Origin of the sequence: Lentzea albidocapillata, from assembly GCF_000719115.1 — a bacterium.
Taxonomy (GTDB): domain Bacteria; phylum Actinomycetota; class Actinomycetes; order Mycobacteriales; family Pseudonocardiaceae; genus Lentzea; species Lentzea albidocapillata.
Window position 1 is genome coordinate 207,450 of sequence record NZ_JOEA01000020.1, and the last position, 20,414, is coordinate 227,863.

General features: G+C 67.7%; 19 protein-coding genes and 1 tRNA gene. 9 read left to right on the forward strand and 11 right to left on the reverse strand.

The features are described 5' to 3' along the window. Nucleotides 1-92: 92 nt before the first annotated feature. Both IG04_RS0130725 and IG04_RS0130730 read left to right on the forward strand, forming a co-directional pair. A complete protein-coding gene (locus IG04_RS0130725; RefSeq protein ID WP_030480236.1) occupies nucleotides 93-641 on the forward strand; it encodes a peptidylprolyl isomerase in 549 nt (182 codons plus the stop codon). Continuing rightward, on the forward strand, nucleotides 638-1,555 hold the full coding sequence (locus IG04_RS0130730; RefSeq protein WP_030480237.1) for a rhomboid family intramembrane serine protease: 918 nt from the start codon (nucleotides 638-640) through the stop codon (nucleotides 1,553-1,555). The genes IG04_RS0130725 and IG04_RS0130730 overlap by 4 nt, the downstream gene beginning before the upstream one ends. 7 nt (nucleotides 1,556-1,562) lie before the next feature. On the opposite strand, the gene IG04_RS0130735 is transcribed toward IG04_RS0130730, so the two are convergent. Both IG04_RS0130735 and crgA read right to left on the reverse strand, forming a co-directional pair. After that, the gene (locus tag IG04_RS0130735; protein WP_030480238.1) at nucleotides 1,563-1,958 is read right to left on the reverse strand and encodes a PH domain-containing protein; all 396 of its coding nucleotides are present in this window, start codon (nucleotides 1,956-1,958) and stop codon (nucleotides 1,563-1,565) included. Nucleotides 1,959-2,192: 234 nt separating this feature from the next. Beyond that, nucleotides 2,193-2,459 carry a cell division protein CrgA gene (gene crgA, locus IG04_RS0130740; RefSeq protein WP_030465604.1) on the reverse strand — a complete coding sequence of 89 codons (267 nt, stop codon included), beginning with the start codon at nucleotides 2,457-2,459 and terminating at the stop codon, nucleotides 2,193-2,195. 212 nt (nucleotides 2,460-2,671) lie between these two features. Between crgA and IG04_RS43060 the strand changes: the two genes are divergently transcribed. Next, on the forward strand, nucleotides 2,672-3,781 hold the full coding sequence (locus IG04_RS43060) for a class E sortase (RefSeq protein ID WP_248782537.1): 1,110 nt from the start codon (nucleotides 2,672-2,674) through the stop codon (nucleotides 3,779-3,781). Then, the gene (locus tag IG04_RS47330; protein WP_169746019.1) at nucleotides 3,781-3,936 is read left to right on the forward strand and encodes a hypothetical protein; all 156 of its coding nucleotides are present in this window, start codon (nucleotides 3,781-3,783) and stop codon (nucleotides 3,934-3,936) included. The genes IG04_RS43060 and IG04_RS47330 overlap by 1 nt, the downstream gene beginning before the upstream one ends. A 534-nt stretch (nucleotides 3,937-4,470) precedes the next feature. Here the strand turns inward: IG04_RS47330 and IG04_RS0130755 are convergent. After that, nucleotides 4,471-5,814 carry an FAD-dependent oxidoreductase gene (locus tag IG04_RS0130755; protein ID WP_030480240.1) on the reverse strand — a complete coding sequence of 448 codons (1,344 nt, stop codon included), beginning with the start codon at nucleotides 5,812-5,814 and terminating at the stop codon, nucleotides 4,471-4,473. Between the two features lie 77 nt (nucleotides 5,815-5,891). Between IG04_RS0130755 and IG04_RS0130760 the strand changes: the two genes are divergently transcribed. After that, the gene (locus IG04_RS0130760; protein ID WP_030480241.1) at nucleotides 5,892-6,533 is read left to right on the forward strand and encodes an aminodeoxychorismate/anthranilate synthase component II; all 642 of its coding nucleotides are present in this window, start codon (nucleotides 5,892-5,894) and stop codon (nucleotides 6,531-6,533) included. Between the two features lie 59 nt (nucleotides 6,534-6,592). Here IG04_RS0130760 and pknB read toward each other — a convergent pair whose 3' ends face one another. The 7 genes from pknB to IG04_RS0130795 are packed head-to-tail and all read right to left on the reverse strand — an operon-like array spanning nucleotide 6,593 to nucleotide 16,250. Then, on the reverse strand, nucleotides 6,593-8,593 hold the full coding sequence (gene pknB, locus IG04_RS0130765) for a Stk1 family PASTA domain-containing Ser/Thr kinase (RefSeq protein WP_030480242.1): 2,001 nt from the start codon (nucleotides 8,591-8,593) through the stop codon (nucleotides 6,593-6,595). A 55-nt stretch (nucleotides 8,594-8,648) separates the two neighbouring features. Beyond that, nucleotides 8,649-10,133: a serine/threonine-protein kinase gene (locus IG04_RS0130770; protein WP_030480243.1), complete on the reverse strand. Its 1,485-nt coding sequence runs from the start codon at nucleotides 10,131-10,133 to the stop codon at nucleotides 8,649-8,651. After that, nucleotides 10,133-11,608, reverse strand: a complete 1,476-nt coding sequence (locus IG04_RS0130775) for a peptidoglycan D,D-transpeptidase FtsI family protein (protein WP_030480244.1) — start codon at nucleotides 11,606-11,608, stop codon at nucleotides 10,133-10,135. The genes IG04_RS0130770 and IG04_RS0130775 overlap by 1 nt, the downstream gene beginning before the upstream one ends. Further along, nucleotides 11,605-13,077: an FtsW/RodA/SpoVE family cell cycle protein gene (locus IG04_RS0130780; protein WP_030480245.1), complete on the reverse strand. Its 1,473-nt coding sequence runs from the start codon at nucleotides 13,075-13,077 to the stop codon at nucleotides 11,605-11,607. The genes IG04_RS0130775 and IG04_RS0130780 overlap by 4 nt, the downstream gene beginning before the upstream one ends. A 3-nt stretch (nucleotides 13,078-13,080) precedes the next feature. After that, nucleotides 13,081-14,472: a PP2C family protein-serine/threonine phosphatase gene (locus tag IG04_RS0130785; RefSeq protein WP_030480246.1), complete on the reverse strand. Its 1,392-nt coding sequence runs from the start codon at nucleotides 14,470-14,472 to the stop codon at nucleotides 13,081-13,083. Continuing rightward, nucleotides 14,469-14,930, reverse strand: coding sequence for an FHA domain-containing protein FhaB/FipA (locus tag IG04_RS0130790; protein WP_030480247.1), 462 nt, complete (start codon nucleotides 14,928-14,930; stop codon nucleotides 14,469-14,471). Before IG04_RS0130790 ends, IG04_RS0130785 begins: the two co-directional genes overlap by 4 nt. Before the next feature lie 51 nt (nucleotides 14,931-14,981). Further along, a complete protein-coding gene (locus IG04_RS0130795) occupies nucleotides 14,982-16,250 on the reverse strand; it encodes a DUF3662 and FHA domain-containing protein (RefSeq protein ID WP_030480248.1) in 1,269 nt (422 codons plus the stop codon). 126 nt (nucleotides 16,251-16,376) lie between these two features. Between IG04_RS0130795 and IG04_RS0130800 the strand changes: the two genes are divergently transcribed. The 4 genes from IG04_RS0130800 to IG04_RS0130815 all read left to right on the forward strand — a co-directional run bounded on the left by IG04_RS0130800 (nucleotide 16,377) and on the right by IG04_RS0130815 (nucleotide 18,966). Next, nucleotides 16,377-16,459: transfer RNA gene (locus IG04_RS0130800), tRNA-Leu, on the forward strand. Between the two features lie 116 nt (nucleotides 16,460-16,575). Continuing rightward, on the forward strand, nucleotides 16,576-17,361 hold the full coding sequence (locus IG04_RS44365) for an NADP-dependent oxidoreductase (protein WP_051770997.1): 786 nt from the start codon (nucleotides 16,576-16,578) through the stop codon (nucleotides 17,359-17,361). 316 nt (nucleotides 17,362-17,677) lie between these two features. Then, nucleotides 17,678-18,295 (forward strand): hypothetical protein, encoded by a 618-nt coding sequence (locus IG04_RS0130810; protein ID WP_030480250.1) that lies wholly within the window; start codon nucleotides 17,678-17,680, stop codon nucleotides 18,293-18,295. A gap of 14 nt (nucleotides 18,296-18,309) precedes the next feature. Further along, a complete protein-coding gene (locus IG04_RS0130815; protein WP_030480251.1) occupies nucleotides 18,310-18,966 on the forward strand; it encodes an NAD(P)H-binding protein in 657 nt (218 codons plus the stop codon). A gap of 159 nt (nucleotides 18,967-19,125) precedes the next feature. Here the strand turns inward: IG04_RS0130815 and IG04_RS0130820 are convergent, their stop codons facing one another. Further along, nucleotides 19,126-20,406 carry a D-arabinono-1,4-lactone oxidase gene (locus IG04_RS0130820; RefSeq protein ID WP_030480252.1) on the reverse strand — a complete coding sequence of 427 codons (1,281 nt, stop codon included), beginning with the start codon at nucleotides 20,404-20,406 and terminating at the stop codon, nucleotides 19,126-19,128. Nucleotides 20,407-20,414 lie beyond the last annotated feature (8 nt).

Consider the following 20,414-nt stretch of genomic DNA (forward strand, 5'->3'; position numbering starts at 1 on the left):
TCTGCTCCACACGTTGTCGTCTGGTGATGTCATAGAGGTACCCATCGTGCCCCTTCCTGAACATCGGCGCCCGTGGATGGCACGATGGGGTGGTGGCTGACAGCAACGAATCCTTCGTCGGGACCAAGGTGACGGCGACCCTGCACACCACGCAGGGCGACATCCGCATCAACCTGTTCCCCGACCACGCCCCCAAGACGGTGGCGAACTTCGTCGGGCTCGCCGAGGGCACGAAGACCTACACCGAGGCGAACGCGAGTGGCACGAAGACGGGGCCGTTCTACGACGGCACCCTGTTCCACCGCGTCATCGCCGGCTTCATGCTCCAGACCGGCGACCCGACCGGTACCGGTCGCGGTGGCCCCGGCTACCGCTTCGCGGACGAGTTCAACTCCGAACTGCAGTTCAACAAGCCCTACCTGCTCGCGATGGCGAACGCCGGCCCCAACACCAACGGCTCGCAGTTCTTCGTCACCGTGGCACCGACGACGTGGCTGAACTTCAAGCACACGATCTTCGGTGAGGTCGCCGACCAGGAGTCGCGCGACGTCGTCGACGCGATCGGCGGCACCACGACCGGTGCGGGCGACCGTCCGGTCAACGACATCAAGATCGAGCGGATCACGATCGAACGCGCGTGAGCAACGCCCCCGTGCCACCGGACGGGCCGATCGGAGCGCAGCCGGACATCCCGGTCTGCGCACGTCATTCCGATCGGCCTACCCGGCTGCGCTGCAGCAGGTGCGACCGTCCGGCGTGCCCGGACTGTCTGCGCGACGCCTCGGTCGGCATGCAGTGCGTCGACTGTGTGAACGAGGGCGCCCGCACGGTGCGCCAAGCCCGCACGTCCGCGGGCGCGGTGGTCTCCCACGGCCGCCCGATCATCACGCAGGTGATGATCGCGCTCAACGTGCTCGCGTACGTCGTCACGGTCGTCCAGTCCGGCAGCCCGATGAACAACTCGCGGGCCGGCCTGTTCACCGCGACCTCGATGATCCCGGAGCTCACCGCCAACGGTGAGTGGTGGCGGATCCTCACGTCGGGGTTCATGCACTTCGGCCTGATCCACCTCGTGCTCAACATGGCCGCGCTCTTCGTGGTGGGCCCTGTGATCGAGCAGGAGCTGGGCAAGCTGCGGTACAGCGCCGTCTACTTCCTGTCGCTACTCGGCGGCAGTGCGGCGGCGTTCTTCTTCGGCACCGTCTGCCAGCAGCTCGCCGGTGCGTCCGGCGCGGTGTTCGGCCTGATGGGCGCGCTGTTGATCGTGTTCAAGCGGCAGAAGCGGGACATCTCGACGATCCTCGTGATCGTCGGCATCAACCTGGTGTCGAACCTCTTCACCAACGCCTCGCTGCTCGGGCATCTCGGCGGGTTCGTGATCGGCGGCCTGCTGACGCTCGCCATGGTCAAGGCGCCCGCGAAGAACCGCAACGCCTACCAGATCGGCGCTGTGGTGGCGGCCGCGTTGTTGCTCGGAGTCATGTTCGTGTTGCGTGCCTCCGAACTCGACACGGCGGCCGAAGTGATCCTGGAGTACGCCAGGACCTGCCGCTAGAACTGATTCACGGCCGCAGTGCGTGGAGCACTCCGGCGACTTCTTCGGGATCGGCGCCGAGGTCCAGTCTCGTGAGCACCACGAGACGGTCATCGGCGTCGAGTTCCAATGTCTGCTGTTCCCTGCCGAGCCGGCGAGTGGTCTGCAGCTTGACCTTCACCTCGTGCCACGGCAGCAGTGTCGTGCCCGTGAACCCGCGCACGGCCAGGCCGTCGACGTCCGCGGTGAGCCTCGGGCGTGCGATCGTCGCGAACGCCGCGAGGCAGGTGACCAGCAGCGTTGCCAGTCCGATGAGGAGACGGCCCGCGTTGTCGTCGGCGATGAACGCCGCGACGGCGAGGGCGAGGGCGGCCACCCACGCGGTGACGACCAGCGGGACGGGCGTGGACCAGGTTCGAGTCACACTGTCGAGTGTCCCGCATGAAATGTGGACAACTGAACGGGTCCGCATGAGGGAAAACCGTCGCTTGTGCATTTTGGTGCAAAGTTGTCCACAGGACTTGTCCCCAATGGGGATGACTTACAACCGTGTGCTTCGGTGACGCTCGGATGAACCAGGTGAACCCGGGGCGAACAAAGGTCGGCCCGGACGTGTGACGTCCGGGCCGACCTCTACGAACGGTGACTTGCCGAGCGCTCAGCGCCAGCGCATCGTCATCAGCAAGCCGATGATCATCAGCGCGAAGCCGATGGCGAAGTTCCACGCGCCCAGCTCGAGCATGAACGGGATCTTCTCGGCCGCGATGTAGTTGACGACCAGCCACGCGAGGCCCAGCAGCATGAAGCCGAGCATGACAACGACGTAGACCGGGTGAGACGGCCCCGCTGCCTTGACCTTGACCGGCGTGCGGCGGTCAGTGGGTGCGGTGTAGACCGCCTTCTTCCGGACCTTCGACTTGGGCATGCTGTCCTCGCCTGACGTGGATATCCGTGAGTGACGCGAGTTTACGTGCACTACTCAGTAGACACGTTAACGTAGCGGCGGTGGTCAGCGAACCATCCTTGTAGACGCAGTTGTTTTCAGTTCACAGTCCGCGCGGAGGTTCTCAGGTGAACTCGGGACCCCAGCAGCCGCCTCCACGGCGTCCTGTACCTCGTCGTGATGACCTGCAGCACGTGCGGGCCACACCGGCTCCCCACCCCGTGCCGCCGCCCGAGGCGACTCAGTTCACCAGTGCTTTCTCCGGAAGCCTGCCTCCGAACGCCCAGCGGCCGCCCTTCCCCGGCCCGCCTCCGGGCGGAGTGCCCCGCAGGCCGACGCCGCCGCGTCCCCGCCCGGTCGATCCGCCCACCGAGGTGATCCCGCGCGTCGAGGACGACTACGACGACGAGTACTACGACGATGACGAGTACTACGACGATGACGAGTACTACGACGACGAGCCTGCGGCGAAGGACGCCCCGCCGCCGGACAGCATCGCGCGCAAGGCCGTGCGCGGTGTTGGCGAAGCCCTCATCACGATGGGCCTGGTCGTACTGCTGTTCGTCGTCTACGAGGTCTACGTGACCGACCTGCTCTCCGCGGAGAAGCAGCAGGACGCGACCGCCGCGCTCGACTCCGAATGGAGCTCGAACGTCGTCACGCCGCCCCCGGCGGACCCGAACCGTCAGTCGAAGCTGAACCTCATCGAGGGCAAGGCCTTCGCGAAGATGTACATCCCGGTCTTCGGCAACGACTGGAAGTTCTCCGTCGTCGAGGGCACCACGGACAAGCACCTCGAAATCGGCCCCGGCCACTACAAGGACACCGCCCAGCCCGGCGAGGCCGGCAACTTCTCCATCGCCGGCCACCGCGTGGGCAAGGGCGCGCCGTTCAACGACCTCGACCTGCTCCAGTCCTGCAACTCGATCGTCGTGCAGACCCAGACCCAGTGGTACGTCTACCGGGTGCTGCCGATGCGCAACGAGGTGGCCGGCTGGGCCTCGAACCCGAAGTCGAAAGAAGCCGCCTGCACCGGCGTGGCCCCGCTGTCGACGACGCTCGGCGACGCCTACGCGAAGACCGTCGGCCAGGAGATCGTCGTGCCGACCCAGGGCGAGGTCATCGCCCCCATCCCGCACCACGTGGGCGCGGCCGTGCCCGCCGACAAGCAGGCCCGGCTGCTCACGCTGACCACCTGCCACCCGCGCTTCTCCGACAAGCAGCGCCTGATCGTGCACGCCATCGAGACCAAGAGCTACCCGGTGGCCGACGGCTTCGTGCCGCCCGAGATGACGGAGGGCTGATGTACGGCTGGATCTGGCGGCACCTGCCGGGCCCGCTGTTCCTGCGGGTCATCGAGGCCGTCGTGCTGGTCTTCGGCATCGTCGCGCTGCTGATGTTCGTGGTGTTCCCGTGGGCCGAGCCGAAGCTGCCGTTCAACAACGTCACAACGCAGTGAGTTGCTCCTCGGAGAGCCGCAGTTCAGGTCGCCTGATCGGGTGATGTCCAGCTGCGATCATGGAGCTGGACCCGCTGTTTGCGCAGCTCAGCTCGCTGATCGGTTAGCGTGGTGTGGTACGGCGGAGGAGTTGTCCACAGGATGCCGGGCACCGCAGGAACCGAAACCTCGCCGTCGTCGTTGCGCATGAGGAAGCGCGCGGGGGCAGCGGGCACAGGATCGCCGTCCTCCCTCTGAGGGCACGACAGCTGTTCACACAGGTCGAGTCTCAACTCGGCCAGCGTCCGCGCGGAACTCGGCCAGCGTCCGCGCGGAACTCGGCCAGCGTCCGCGCGGACGCGACCGAAACATGTGAAACCGCCACCGCGCGAACACGCGATGGCGGCCTCATCGGGGAACGGCGTTCTCAGCCGTTCAGGTTCTCAGCCGTTCAGGTTCTCAGCCGTTCAGGTTCTCAGCCGTTCAGGTTCTCAGCCGTTCGAGATCTCAGCCGTTCGAGATCTCAGCCGTTCGAGATCTCAGCCGTTCGAGATCTCAGCCGTTCGAGATCGTGGTCATCTCCTCGCGCGACACGACCTTCACGCGCTCACGCCCGTGCGCCGCGCCCAGCGCGATCTCGTGCGCGTCGAGCCGGCCCCAGCCCTCGTTGGTCACGAACGGCACGCCGCGCTGCTCCAGGAACTCGACCACTGCCGAAGGCTCCGGCGACGTGGCGAGGGGGAGTGCGGCGGCGTCCTCGAGGAGGCTGGTGATGGTCTCCAGGGCGTCGCCCTTGGTGTGGCCGATGAGGCCGATCGGGCCGCGCTTGATCCAGCCGGTCGTGTAGACGCCGGGCATGGGCACCTCGTCGAGGTCCAGCACGCGGCCGGCGAGGTGGGGGATCGTGCCCGAGACGTGGTCGAACGGGATGTCGGCCAGGTGCGTCGAGAGGTAGCCGACGGCGCGGTAGACGGCCTGGACGTCCCAGTCGGTGAAGACGCCGGTGCCGCGGGCGTTGCCGTCGCCGGTCAGCTCCTGGGTTTCGGTGCGCAGGCCGGTGACGCGGCCGGAGCCGAGCACCTCGACCGGTGCCTCCAGGAAGTGCAGGTGCAGGCGGCGCGGGCGGGTGCCGACGTCGCGGATCGCCCATTCCTGGAGGGTCTTCACGATCATCTCGACCTGCTTGTTGGTCCTGATCGCGTGCATCGAGGCCTCGTCGAACTCGATGCCCTCGGCGTGGACGATCACCTCGACGTTCGGCGAGTGGTCGAGTTCGCGCAGTTCCAGTGGCGTGAACTTGGCCTGGGCCGGGCCGCGGCGGCCGAAGACGTGCACGTCCGTGACCGGGGACGACGACAGGCCCTCGTAGACGTTCTCGGGGATCTCGGTCACCAGCAGTTCGTCGGCGGTCTTGGCCAGGATTCGGGCCACGTCCAGGGCGACGTTGCCGACGCCCAGCACCGCGACGGACCGCGCCTCCAGCGGCCAGGTGCGCGGGACGTCGGGGTGGCCGTCGTACCACGACACGAAGTCCGCGGCGCCGTAGCTGCCGGGCAGGTCGATGCCGGGGAGATCGAGGGCGCGGTCGGCCGAGGCGCCGGTGGAGAAGATGACGGCGTCGTAGAACTGGCGCAGGTCGTCGAGCTTGATGTCGACGCCGTACTCGACGTTGCCGAAGAAGCGGACCGACGGCCGGTCGAGCACCTTCTGCAGGGCCGTGACGATGCCCTTGATGCGCGGGTGGTCGGGTGCGACGCCGTAGCGGACGAGGCCGTAGGGCGCCGGCAGCTTCTCGAAGAGGTCGATCTGCGCGTCGACGTCGGACTTGGTCAGGATGTCGGCGGCGTACACGCCCGCCGGTCCAGCGCCGACGACCGCGACGCGCAAGGAGCGACTCATGACACCTATTTTAGGGTAGCCTTACCTCAGCGGAGACGAGAGCTAACTCACTCGACTCGACCGACTAGGCTCTCTTCATGCGCGTGCTCGTGGTCGACAACTACGACAGCTTCGTCTACAACCTGGTCCAGTACCTGGCTCAGCTGGGTGCGGAGTGCGTCGTGCGGCGCAACGACGAGGTGGACCTCGACGAGATCGGCAAGGTCGACGGTGTCCTCGTCAGCCCCGGCCCCGGTACACCGGAGCGCGCGGGCGCGAGCATCGACGTCATCAAGAAGTGTGCCGACACCGGCAAACCCGTCTTCGGCGTGTGCCTCGGCCACCAGGCCATCGGTGTCGTCTGGGGCGGCACGGTCGACCGCGCGCCGGAGTTGTTGCACGGCAAGACGAGCATCGTCTTCCACGAGGGCAAGGGTGTTCTCGCCGGCGTGCCGCAGCCGTTCATCGCGACGCGCTACCACTCGCTGACGGTGCTGCCGGAGACGATCCCCGCGGAGTTCGAGGTCACCGGCAAGACCGAGACCGGCATCGTGATGGGCATACGCCACAAGGAACTCCCGGTCGAGGGTGTGCAGTTCCACCCCGAGTCGGTGCTGACCGACGGCGGCCACCGGATGCTCGCGAACTGGCTCAAGGTCTGCGGCTTCGAGGTTCCCGAGGCCACGGTCGCGACGCTCGAGAACGGCATGCGCACGCTCGCCGCGGCCGCGCGTCTGTAGCAGGCAACGAAAAAGGGGCGGCTTCCCAACGGAAGCCGCCCCTTCGCACGTTCGGAGAATCAGCTTCCGCCGATCCCCAACTGGCCGACGGTGACGGTCACCGCGGTGCCCTTGGTGATCGACGTGCCCTTGGCCGGCTGCTGCGTCAGCACCTGGTTACGCTTCGACGGGTCGGTGACGGTCTCCTTCTGCACGTTGAAGGAAGCGTTCCAGCCCAGCGAGCGCAGTTTCTGCTCGGCTTGCTCCTGGCTCAGCCCCACCAGGTCCGGCATCTCGATCTGGTTGCCCTTCGAGACCCTCAGCGTGACCGTCGAACCCTTGTCCGCCTTGGTGTTGGCGACCGGGTTCTGCGAGATGACGGTGCCCTCGGGCTTGGCGCTGTCGACCGGCTCCACCACGACCTTGAAGCCGGAACCCTCCAGCGTCTGGCGGGCGTCGGCCTGGTCGTCGTTCACGACGCCGGGCACGTTCACCTTGTCCGGCGCCCTGCCGAGCTGGATGTTGATCGTGCCACCCTTTTTCAGCTTCAGGCCGACCTCGGGGTTCTGCTGCGCGACCTTGCCGGCCTTGGCCGCGTCGTCGACCTCGATGGACTCGCCCTGCTGCAGCTTGAAGCCGTTGGGATCCTTGTCCAGGATCGCCTGGGCCTCCAGCGCCGTCTTGCCCTTCAGGTCGGGGACCGTGCCCTCACCAGGTGGCGCGCCGACGGAGATGGTGACCTGCCCACTCTTCGTCAGCTGGGTGCCCTCCGGCGGGTTGGTGCTGATCACCTTGTTGATCTGGTCTGCGGTGCACTTCGCGGCAGCGCCGCCCGGGCCGGGCTCACATGCGACGTCCTCCTGGACGGCCACGAGGCCGGCCTTCTGGATCCTCTCCTTGGCCTCCAACGGACTCAGGCCCACGATCGACGGGACCGAGACCTTCTCCGTCGCCGCGTTGCCCTGGTCCATCACGTTCTTGGTGATCCACGCGGCGAGACCGAGGACGGCCACGCACAGGATCACCACCAACGTGACCATGATGGCCTTCTTGCGCCTCGCGCGACGCTCTTCTTCCTCGTCGGCGATCGGGTCGTAGTCGTCGTCCGGCTCCGACTTCAACGCCGCCGGGCGGTGTCTTCCGCCGGACACGACCTGTGTGCGTGCGGGACGTGCCGCCGCCTGCTCGTTCATCACGGCGGTGCGGTCCTCGGCCGTCATCACGGCGGGCGCGGACGGACGCTGACCCGACAGCACGCGCACCAGGTCGCCGCGCATTTCCGCAGCCGACTGGTAGCGGTTCGCCGGGCCCTTCGACATCGCCTTCAGCACGATCGCGTCGAGCTGCGGCGACACCTTCGGGTTCAGCTGCGACGGGGCCTTCGGGTCTTCCCGCACGTGCTGGTACGCGACCGCCACGGGCGAGTCGCCGGTGAACGGGGGCTCGCCGGTGAGCAGCTCGAACAGCACACAACCGGCCGCGTAGACATCGGAACGGGCGTCGACGGACTCGCCGCGCGCCTGCTCCGGCGACAGGTACTGGGCCGTGCCGATGACCGCGGCGGTCTGCGTGACCGCGGCCTGGCCGTCGTGCAGCGCACGGGCGATGCCGAAGTCCATCACCTTCACGGCGCCGGACTTCGTGATCATCACGTTCGCCGGCTTCACGTCGCGGTGGACGATGCCGTGCCGGTGGCTGAAGTCGAGCGCGGCCGAGACGTCGGCCATGACCTCCATCGCGCGCTTGCCCGACAGCGGACCCTGCGTCTTCACGATGTCGCGCAGCGTCCGTCCGTCGACGAACTCCATCACGATGTACGGCAACGGGCCGTACTCGGTCTGCGTCTCACCTGTGTCGTAGACGGCGACGATCGCCGGGTGGTTCAGGGCGGCGGAGTTCTGCGCCTCACGCCGGAATCGTTCCTGGAACTGGGAGTCACGGGCGAGGTCGGCCCGCAGCACCTTGATCGCCACGTCTCTGCCGAGGCGGACATCCCGCCCCTTGTGGACCTCGGACATGCCGCCGTACCCGAGAGTCTCACCCAGTTCGTAGCGGTTTGAGAGCAGTCGCGGAGTGCTCATCGGTGCTTCGTCCCGCTCCTCGTCGACGGTGTTCCGAACTCGGTTCTGGTCTTGCTCATGGCGCGCACGTCACCTTCACCTGCGAGCCGACCGGCACCTCGCCTGTCGGCGCGATGGCGGTGACCCGGCACCTCTTCAAGTCGCCCGGTGGCGTGCCCTGCGCGCTCTGCACCTGAGGTTCCAGGCCTTGGTCGATCAGCTCGATGCTGACCTCGTCGCCGGAACGGCCGATGTAGTCGTCCTCGTCGATCCGCTTCGGCGAACTGCCCGGAATCCGGTCGGCGGAGTCGGGCTTCGCCTGACCGTTCGCCGGGGGATTCGAGTTCGCCGGGCTGGACGTCGCCGGCCGGCCACCTTGCCCGGTGCTGTCGTTCTGCTTGACGGTGAACTTCCACAGGAGGAACACGCCAAGAATCACCAGCACTGCCACCAGGACAGCGACCATAACCCAGACTGCGGTCCGGTTTCTCCCCGGTGGTGTCGGCATGGGAGTGAACGTTCCGGTTCGGTGCACCGGCTGCATTCCGGTCTGGTGCGCCGGCTGCATGGCCGGATGGGTACCGGGACGTCCTGGTCCTCCCTGGTGGTGCGCCATCTGCGGCGGAATCTGCAGCGGCTGTGAAGCCTGTGGTGGCGGGGGTGGTGCCTGCACCACCTGCTGCGGGATCACCGGAGGCATCGAAAACCCGGACGGCGTCGGCAGCGGCTGGCCCACCCGCACCGCGCTGACCGCCGCGGCGAACTCCCCGCCGGTCCGGTAGCGCTGCCTCGGGTCCTTCACCAGCGTGGCCTCGATCAACGCCCGCGCACCCGGCGGGACGTCCGGCGGCAACGGCGGCGCGATGTCGCGGATGTGCATCATCGCGACCGTCACCGCGTTGTCCGAGAGGAACGGCCGATGACCGGCCATGCACTCGTAGCCACACACTGCCAACGAGTAAACGTCGCTCGCCGGTTCGGCCTCACCGCCAAGAGCCTGCTCGGGGGCGATGTAGTGCGCGGTGCCCATGACCATGCCGGACCGCGTCACGGGTGCCGCGTCCACGGCCTTCGCGATGCCGAAGTCGGTGATCTTCACCTTCCCCGACGGCGTGACCATGATGTTGCCGGGCTTCACGTCGCGGTGCACGAGACCGCGTTCGTGGGCCGCCTGCAACGCGTTCCCGGTCTGTTCCAGCAGGTCGAGCGTCACGTCGGCGGTCAGCCGACCGCGGGAGATGATCGTCGCGAGCGGTTCGCCCTCGACGAGTTCCATCACCAGGTACGCCGTGTCCTCCGGTCCGTCCGCGACCGACGCGGTCTCGCCGTAGTCGTGCACCGACGCGATGCCGGGGTGGTTGAGCGACGCGGTCATCCGAGCCTCGACACGGAATCGGTGCAGGAACTCGGGATCTCCGGAGAGCTCCGCCTTGAGCACCTTCACCGCGACGCGGCGGTCGAGCCTGTCGTCCGCCGCCTCCCAGACCTCTCCCATGCCACCGACCGCTATCCGCCTGCTCAGGCGGTAGCGGTCGGCGAGGAGCTGGCCCTTGGTCAGCATCAGCGGCCTGCCAGGTACGCGTTCATCACGGCGCGCCCGATCGGCGCGGCGACCTTGCCGCCGGTGGCGCCCAGACCGCGGTCGCCACCGTCCTCCACGATGACCGCGATCGCGATCTCCGGCTTCTGGGCCGGCGCGAACGCGATGTACCAGGCGTGCGGCTTGTTCTCCGCCACGTTCTCGCCGTGCTCGGCGGTACCGGTCTTCGACGCCACCTGGACGTTCGACAGCCGGCCCTCGCCACCGGTGTTGATCTCCGACTGGATCATCATGTCGCGCAGCACGTTCGCGTTCGCCGTGCTCATGGCGGTCTCGATCTGGTCGGGCTCGGTCTCGTCGATCGACTTCAGGTCCGGGCCGAGGATCTTCGACACCAGGTACGGGTGCATGCGCTTGCCGTTGTTGGCGATCGTCGCCGCGACCATCGCGTTCTGCAGCGGCGTCACGCGCACGTCGCGCTGGCCGATGCCGCTCTGGTAGAGCGCGGCCTCGTCCTGGATCGCGCCCAGGGTCGACGTCTCGACCGCCAGCGGCACCTCGAGGTCGTTGTCGTTGAAGCCGAACTTGTTCGACTGCGTCGTAAGTTTGGACTTGCCGACCTGTGCCGCCATCTCACCGAACGCCGTGTTGCACGACTTGGCGAGCGCGGTCTCCATCGACACCGTCTCGCCGGGGCCGCAGGGCTGGCCGTTGAAGTTCGGGAACGGCGCGTTCGACGTGCCGGGCAGGTTGATCGTGCCCTTGGCGGTGTACTGGGAGTCCTTGTTCTTGCCGTCCGCGAGCGCCGCGGCCGCCACGACGACCTTGTACGTCGAGCCGGGCGGGTAGAGGCCCTGCGTCGCGCGGTTGATCAGCGGGTTGCCGTTGCCCTTGGCGGTGAGCTGCTTCCACGCCGCCTGCTGCTCCGCCGCGTCGTGGCTCGCGAGGCGGTTCGGCTCGTAGGACGGCGTGCTCGCCATCGCGAGGATCTCGCCGGTGTCCGGCTTGATCGCGACGACCGAGCCGGTGAAGCCCTTCGCCACCAGCTGGTCGTACGCGGTCTGCTGCACCTTGGCGTTCACGGTGAGCTGCACGTTGCCGCCGACCGGGTCACGACCGGTGATCAACGCGGAGACGCGGCGCGTGAACAGCCTGTCGTCCGAGCCGTTGAGGAGGTCGTTCTCGGTGCGCTCGATGCCGGAGGTGCCGTAGGTGACCGACAGGTAGCCGGTGACGGCCGCGTAGGCCGGGCCGTTGTTGTAGGTGCGCAGGTACCGGAGACGATCGCTCGTCTCCTTGACGTCCGCGATCACGGTGCCGTCGGCGACCGTGATCAGACCGCGCTTGCGGGCGTACTCGTCGAGCAGCACCCGGCGGTTGTAGGCGTTCTTGCGCCACTCGTCGGCGTTGATCACCTGGACCCACGTGGCGTTGCCCAGCAGGAGCACGATCATCACCATCATGGCCATGCCGACGCGGCGGAGCGGTGTGTTCATTTGGGACGCTCCACCATCACAGTGTGCTGGTCGGCGATAGCCGGTTGTTGCGGTTTCGGCTTCGCGATCCGTTGCGGGGCCCGCGCCGCCGCAGAAATTCGCAGTAGCAACGCGACCAGGATGTAGTTGGCGAGAAGTGACGAACCGCCGTAGGACAGGAACGGCGCGGTGATACCCGTCATCGGGATCAGCTTCGTGACACCGCCGACGACGATGAACACCTGGAAGCAGACCGCGAACGCGAGACCGCCGCCCAGGAGCTTGCCGAAGCTGTCGCGCACCGAGATGGCACCACGCAGGCCGCGCAACGCGAAGACCATGTAGACCAGCAGCAGGGCCGCGAAGCCGACGAACCCGAGCTCCTCGCCGATCACGGCGGTGATGAAGTCGGTGTTCGCCTCGGGGATCATCTCCGGCCGGCCCGCGCCGAGACCGGCACCGCCGATGCCGCCGGTCGCGAGACCGAACAGCGACTGCGAGATCTGGTACCCGCCGCCGATCACGTCGTAGCGGGCGATCGGGTCCTGCCAGTTCGCTACGCGCTGCTGCACGTGCGTGAAGAGCTTCCACGCGATGACGGCGCCGCCGGCGAACAGGCCGAGACCGAGCACGACCCACGCCGCTCGTTCAGTGGCGATGTAGAGCAGCACGAGCACGATGCCGAAGAACAGCAGTGAGGAACCGAGGTCCTTCTGCAGCACCATGACCGCGACCGTGACGCCCCAGGCCGCGAACAGCGGGCCCAGGTCACGGGCGCGGGGCAGGTCCATGCCGAGGAACCGGCGGCCCGCCACCGTGAAGAGGTCCCGCTTCGACACGAGGAACGCGGCGAAGAAGACCATCAGGAGGATCTTGGCGAACTCACCCGGCTGGAGCGACAGCGGTCCGATGCGCAGCCAGATCTTCGCGCCGTTGATCGTCGGCGCGATGAAGTTGGGCAGCACACCGGGAAGCAGCAGCGCGACCAGTCCGACGAGGCCGAACGTGTAGCCGAAGCGCGCGAGCATCCGGTGGTCCGGGAGGAACTTCAACGTGGCCGCGAACATCAGCAACCCGATGCCGGTCCAGATGACCTGCTTGAACGCCACCGGGTCCCACGTGGAGCCGTCCAGGAAGACGGTGCCCTCCAGGGCCAGGTCGATCCGGTGGATGACCACCAGTCCGAGCCCGTTGAGCAGCGCGACGCACGGCAGGATCGCCGGGTCGGCGTACGGCGCCCACCTGCGCACGGCGAAGTGGGCACAGGCGAAGAGTCCGAGGTACGCGAGACCGAGGTAGAGGATCCTCAGGCTCAGCGAGCGTTCCTGGTTCAGTTCGACCAGGATCAGCGCCAGCGTCACGAGACCGGCGGCGAACGACAGCATCACCAGTTCGGTGCCGCGTCGCGTCGGCGCCTTCAGCCCCGGCGACGTGTTGGTCGCCACCGACGCGCCTGGTGAACCTTCCCCGGCGGGGACGGGCGAGCCCATCAACTACGGACCCTCCCGGCATTCCACACCCGGCTTTTGCTGGGATGGGGTGAGCGAAGGCTCGGTGGCACCGGTCTCCGGGGTCGAAGAGCCGTTGGCGGGCGGCGTGCTGGACGGAGTGCTCGGCGTCGTGCTGGTCGACGACGTGTCCTTGCACAGCGGCAACATGTGCTCGGTGCGCAGCAACCGGACCGCGGCGCGGGCGCCGTCGAGGCCGTTGTCGCTGCGGATGCCCGCGGTGATGGTCTTCCGGCCGGCTTCCTGCAGGTCGTTCAGCGTGATCGGGGTACAGCCCGTGGATCCGGGCGGGCACGAGTCCTCGACCTTGGACGACAGCTTGAAGCCGAGCACCGAGCCGTTCAGGCCGCGGAAGATCGCGACCTGGCCGTTCTCGGTGGCTCCGACGTAGAACTGGGTGTTGAGCCACAGCTTGCCGCCGACCGCCACGACACCGGTCAGCAGGAGCAGCACGAAGATGATCGCGAACGCCTTGATGGCGTTGCGCTTCTTCCGCTTCGGGTCCTGCGGAGGTGGTGGCGGTGCGTCCATCCGCTGTGGCATCGGCGGGCGCTGCTGCGTGAGCGCGCTCGCCCGCGAGGCCGCGGAGTCGGGCGGGGCGTTGTGGTCCTCGCTGCCGTCGCCGGCCGCGCCACCGAGGATCGGGTAGTCGTCGCCGAAGTCGACGTCCTGGACGTCCGCCACGATCACCGTGACGTTGTCGGGGCCGCCGCCCTTGAGCGCGAGCTCGATCATCCGGTCCGCGCAGGCCTGCGGGTCGGGAATGCGGATCGCCTCGTCGAGCGTCTCCAGGCTCACGACGCCGGACAGACCGTCCGAGCAGAGCAGGAACCGGTCGCCGACGCGCGCTTCGCGCACCGTGAGGCTGGGCTCGAAGTCGTGCCCGGTGAGGGCGCGCAGCAGCAACGAGCGTTGCGGGTGCGTGGCGGCCTCGTCCGGGGTGATCCGGCCCTCGTCGATCAACGACTGGACGAACGTGTCGTCGTGCGTGATCTGCGCGAAGGAGCCCTCCCTCAGGAGGTACGCGCGCGAGTCGCCGATGTGCACGAGCCCGAGGCGGTTGCCCGCGAACAGGATGGCCGTGAGCGTGGTGCCCATGCCCTCCAGGTCCGGGTCGCTCGTCACGAGTTCGGAGATGGCGCCGTTGCCACTCGCGACCGCGTCGCGCAGCTTGCCGAGGAGGTCGTCGCCGGGCTCGTCGTCGTCGACGTGGGCCAGCGAGGCGATGACCACCTTGCTCGCGACCTCACCGGCGGCGTGGCCACCCATGCCGTCGGCTACTGCGAGCAGGCGGGGGCCCGCGTACACGGAGTCCTGGTTGTTGGCACGAACCAGGCCCCTGTCGCTGCGGGCCGCGTATCGAAGAACCAAGGTCATGAGCGCAGCTCGATCACCGTTTTGCCAATGCGGATCGGGGTGCCGAGAGGTACGCGCAGGGGTGCGGTGACCTTGGCTCGGTCTAGGTAGGTGCCGTTCGTGGAGCCGAGGTCCTCCACGTACCAGTCGGTACCGCGCATGGACAGCCGCGCGTGCCTGGTCGACGCGAAGTCGTCGTCCAGGACGAGGGTGGAGTCGTCAGCACGGCCGATCAGGATCGGCCTGCCGTCGAGCGAGATGCGGGTGCCTGTGAGCGCCCCGTGGGTGACCACGAGTTGCCGAGGCGCCTTGCTTCCCCTCGCCGACTTCTCGGACCTCCGGAATCCGGGCAGTCCTGATGCCCGGAGCCCTGAGGCTGCGTAAAGATCAGAGCGGACCACACGTAGGGCGGCCAGCACAAAGAGCCAGAGGAGCACGAGAAAGCCCGCTCTGGTCAGCTGCATCACCAGCTCTTGCACCGGTTGTAACCGCTCCTGCCTTGAGTTGCATACCCGACACCCGTGTCGACCTCAGCCCGCGGTGCGGAAGACCAGTGACGAGTGGCCGATGCGGACGACGTCGCCCTCCGCGAGCTGCCAAGTCTGCACTGGCGTGCCGTTCACCGTGGTGCCGTTTGTCGAACCGAGATCAGCGAGCATCGCATTCTGCCCGTCCCAGGAGATTTCCAGGTGGCGCCTGGAGACTCCGGTGTCCGGGAGGCGGAAGTCGGCTTCCTGCCCACGACCTACGACGTTTCCACCCTGCTTCAGGTTGTACGTCCGGTTGGATCCGTCGTCGAGGTGCAGCGTCGCGTTGAGCTGACGGTTCGCGCCCTGGGTGGCCGGCGGGGCGTATCCGCCCTGGTTGTAGCCCTGGTCGTAGCCGCCCTGCTGGCCGTAGCCCTGCTGCTGGCCGTAACCCTGGTCGTAACCACCGGCCGGCTGCTGGCCGTAGCCCTGGTCGTAGCCGGCGCCCTGTTGCTGGCCGCCGGCGTAACCCTGGTCGTAGCCCTGCTGCTGCTGGCCGTAGCCCTGCTGCTGGCCGTAACCCTGGTCCTGGCCGTAGCCCTGCTGCTGGCCGCCGCCGTAACCCTGGTCGTAGCCCTGCTGCTGGCCATAACCCTGGTCGTAGCCGGCGCCCTGTTGCTGGCCGCCGGCGTAGCCCTGGTCGTAGCCCTGCTGCTGGCCGTAGCCCTGCTGGCCGTAGGCCGGGTCCTGTCCTTGCTGGCCATAACCCTGCTGCTGGCCATAACCCTGCTGGTCATAGCCCTGCTGCTGGTCGTAGCCCTGCTGGCCGTAGCCGCCCTGACCATAAGGGTCCTGGCCGGGCTGGCCCTGTCCTTGTCCGTAGCCGGGTGGCTGGCTCATGGGTCGGTCTCCTGCGGTGCGAGGTGGTGCTGACCGTCGGCTGGCCGCTTTCACGTCGGGGTCGACGGACGAGCTGGTTCGGAACTGTCCGGTGTGCAGCGCCTCGGAGCGCTCCAGGGAGACTACGACGTCACCATAGGTATCCCACCCGGACTCGGCCAGGTGCTCCCGCAGGCCCTCTGCGAGAAGCTGTGTGATGCGTAGTTCATCCTGCTCATCGCCCGCAAGACGTTCGTGGTCCTGAGGCCCGAGCAGCACCTTGTAGTGGTTGGGGGCTAGCAGTCTGCCACCCGCGAGCTCGCGGATGTTGCTGTCACCCTCCCGATGCAGTGCCTGTGCCACCTCTTGGGGCACGACGCTGCCGCCGAACACGCGCGCGAAGGTGTTGCCGACCAGACCTTCGAGCTTGCGCTCGAAGCGTTGCAGGCCCATGTCGACTCCTTCCGTTCGTGTCGATCGGCCGGGCTCCTGTACCGATCGTATCCGGGTACGACCAGCCCTACAGGGGGCGATTAGGAACCCGGTTTGGCCGCGTGCTAGTGTTTCCAACGTCTCCAGGGGCAAGTGGCGGAATGGCAGACGCGCACGGTTCAGGTCCGTGTGTCCGAAAGGACGTGGGGGTTCAACTCCCCCCTTGCCCATCGAAAGACAGATGGAACCCCCCTCGCGAATATCGCGAGGGGGGTTCTTTCGTTGATCGGCAGTATCGGATTCGTTGATCCAACAGGTGATGTCTGTCACTCGTTCGGGGGGCGCCATGTGGGCGATAGCGGCTGCCGGCTTCGGCGCGGAACTCGAGCTCGTCGAGGTTCCCCGGCCCACGCCAGGCCCAGGTCAGCTCCTGGTCCGGCTGTTCGCGGCGAGCGTCAACCCGTTCGACCGCAAAGTCGTGAACGGGATGCTCCGCGGTTCCGCTCCCCACCGGTTCCCACTCGTTCCCGGAACTGATGGGGCGGGTGAGGTGGAAGGTTCCGGAGAGAGGATTTTCGGCACCTTCTTCCACCGTCCGGTCGGCGGCGGAACATACGCCGAGTACGTCACAGTTCCGGCCGAGAACGCGTTGGCGCCGTTGCCGGAAGATCTGGATCCCGCCGTCGCCGCCGCATTGCCGACCGCGGGTATGACCGCTTTGCAGTTGGTCGAGTCACTCGGCACCGCGGAATCCGTGCTGATCGTCGGTGCCTCGGGTGGCGTCGGGTCGTTCGCCGTCCAGATCGCGCGTGCGGCGGGCAAGCGGGTCATCCCGATCGGCCGCGGCGACTCCCTCGTGGAGGCCGACGCGCTCATCGACCTCGTGAGTGCCGACCGTTCGTCGTTCGAGGCGAACGCGCGCTACGCGCCGCTGGCCTTCAACACCAACTACGTTTCCGCTGATCCCGCGCAGAATTTCGGCCTGAAGGGGTCACGGGAAATGCTGGTGCGACTGGCATCCATGGTGCAGTCGGGTGACCTGGAAGTGCCGATCGGCCGACGCGTGCCGTTGCGTGGGGCGGCCGACGTTTTCGCAGGTCACGGGCCCGGCAAGACAGTGATCATCATGTAGGTGGTCGTTCTGGCGCGGTGAGCGGTCGACGGACGGTGACCGGTGCCGCTGACCGGTTTTTTGCCCTCACGCCTGGCGCACCTACTTTGAGCAGCTCTTTTGGTGCGTCCATCCGGATTAACGTCACCCAGACGGCAGCACAGCAGGACCGAACTCCCCTCGGCACTCCTCGACCGGTCACCGACCGGTCGGCGCCGTCGATCGCAGGGGGTCCTGTGACCTGGGGGCGGGCCGCGCGCTTCCTGCTAATTCTTATGCCAGAGCACGAGTCGAAACGCGGCGGATCTCCCGCCGCGGGTGACGAGGAGGCACTGGCGTGAGCAGCACCCCAGCAAGGATCGCGGCGCTCGACAGTTCGAACGGTCTGTCGACCACCCCGGTCCCGGTTCCGGAACTGCCCGCGTCCGTCGAGGAGCTGGCTGCCGCTGCGGCGATCCGCCTCGGCTGGCACGGCGTGGTTCTCCCCGAAATGGTCCTGATGGGCCGCAAGGTCGTCGTGGTGGCCGAACTCCTGGCCGCCGCCCACGCCGAGCGCGTGTGTGTGGGTGCGGGCCCCGAGGCCGACAAGACCACCGTCTCCACGTGGGTGTGGCCGGAGATGGAAGGCCGCGTTCCCCCCGCCGCGGTGCGGATCGTCGGCGTCCTGGCCGTCGCCCGTCACTGGAGGACGGCTCTGGCTTCCGCAGTCCCCTTCGCCCGCTACGGCAACGCCGCGGTCGTCCTGCCCGAGTCGGTCGCCTTCTCGCACGACTACCTCGCGAACTGCCTGCCGCGCGTGCGCCGTTACGGCGTCTCGGTGCTGCTGGCCGACGACGAGAAGGACCTCTCGGTCGACGTGTCCGGCCGCCAGGAGAACGCGCCCTCCGAGGACACCGCCATCACCCGCTGGGTCAACGAACTGGTCTACGAGCAGGTGCTCGCCACCGCTTCCTGATCTACGGTCGGGCCATGCGAGTAGTCATAGCCGGCGGACACGGGCAGATCGCGCTGCTTCTCGAGCAGCTGCTGGCCACCCGTGGAGACGCCGCCACAGCACTGGTCCGCAATCCCGATCATTTTGGCGATGTGCAGGAAGCCGGAGCCGTTCCGGTGTTGTGCGACCTGGAGTCCGCTGACCTGGACTCGGTCGCCGCGTATTTGAACGGTGCTGACGCGGCCGTGTTCGCCGCTGGTGCCGGCGCCGGATCCGGTACCGCCCGCAAGGACACCGTGGACTACGGGGCCGCTGCGCTCTTCGCCTCTGCCTGCGTCGAGGCAGGGGTGCGGCGGTTCCTGCAGGTGTCCACCGTCGGGATCGAGTCCGCTGACTCGCCGTCGGTGGACCCCGAGTTCGCGGTGTACCTGAAGGCCAAGAAGCTGGCCGAGGACGACCTGAAGCCGCGTGATCTCGACTGGACGATCCTGCGGCCAGGGCCTCTGGTGAACGACGCGCCGACCGGGCTGGTCACGTTGGCCGAGCCCCGGTTGCCGCGGTCGTCCGTCACCCGTGCGGACGTCGCCGCCGTGCTGGCCGAACTGCTCAACGCTCCCAACACGATCGGCAAGACGCTGGAGCTGGTGAACGGCGAGACGCCGGTCGCGGACGCCGTTCGCCTGATTCTCTAGTGGTGTGGCCCGGAACGTTGCCGGGGGAATTCGCGGTAAGACGGGTGCATCGTGGTGCCGTCCCCACGTCGTCGTACTGGTTGTACGGGGGCGTGGGGGCGGCGCCGCGAGGTGCCCTGCTGAGCGTGGATTACCTCGCCAACGTTCCGGGTCGCGCCACTAGCCGAGCACGCGGTCCAGGTAGGGGTTCGTGAACGTCCTGCCTGGATCGACCTCGTCCCGCACCCGCAGGAAGTCGTCGAAGTGCGGGTACAGCGGCCGGAGCTCCGTCGCGGTCAGGTCGTGCATCTTGCCCCAGTGCGGGCGGCCGCCGACCGACGCCGCGATGCTCGCGTACGCGTCGAAGAAAGCCTTGTACTGCATGCCGAGTGCCTGGTGCATCGAGATGTACGCGGTGTCGCGGCCGTTCGCCGTGGAGAGCCAGATGTCGTCGGCCTGGGCCACGCGCACCTCGCACGGGACGATCAGGTGGTCGCGCTCTCCCAGCTTGGCGGCCACGGCCTGGAGTTCGCGGATCACGTCCATCAGGTTTTCGCGGGGGATCGAGAACTCGGTCTCCACGAACCTCACGCGCCTGGGCGTCACGAAGACGTTGTGCGAGTAGTCCGAATAGGACCGTTCGGAGATCAGCGAGCCGCAGAGTTCGTTGAGGCGCCTGGTGTAGCGGGGAAAGGTCTTGGCGACCTTGGTGACCGCGCCGAACGCGGCGTTCTCCATGACCTCGTACTCCCAGGCCTGCCGGAGCTTGGAGAGCGGGCGCGCGGCCTCGGTGATCCTGTTGTTGCGCTTGAGGATCACGCGGTCGGAGTGGGTGAACCAGTGGAACTCGACGTGGTCCTCCACGGCGCAGAGGTCGTCGAACTGCTCCAGCACGGCGTCGAGGCGGCCGGGGGATTCCTGGGCCTGCAACACGAACGACGGGACGCAGCGCAGGGTCAGGGTGCTGATGACGCCCAGCGCGCCCAGACCCACGCGGGCAGCGTTGAAGAGGTCCGGGCGTTCGGTCCGGGAGCAGGTGACCACGGAACCGTCGGCGAGGACCAGTTCCAGCGCTTCGATGGCGGTGGCGAGGACGCCCAGTTTTCCGCCGGTGCCGTGGGTCGAGGTGGAGACCGCGCCGGCGACGGTCTGGGCGTCGATGTCGCCCAGGTTCGGCATCGCCAGGCCCAGGCGGTGAAGGTCCGCGTTGAAGACGCGCAGGGGAGTGCCGGAGCGGACGGTGACCAGGCCCGTTTCCGCGTCCGCGCGTACGATCCCGGTCCACCGGTCCAGGTCGAGCGCGGTTTCCGGGGCTACGGCGATGTCGTTGAACGAGTGGCCGCTGCCTCGCGCGCGGACGCGGCCGCCGGAGAGGACGGCTGCGGCGATCTCGTCCGTGCTGGACGGGTGGACGACGCGCGCAGGCGTGCACGAAGCCGTTCTAGCCCAGTTCGTCCACACGCGAACCT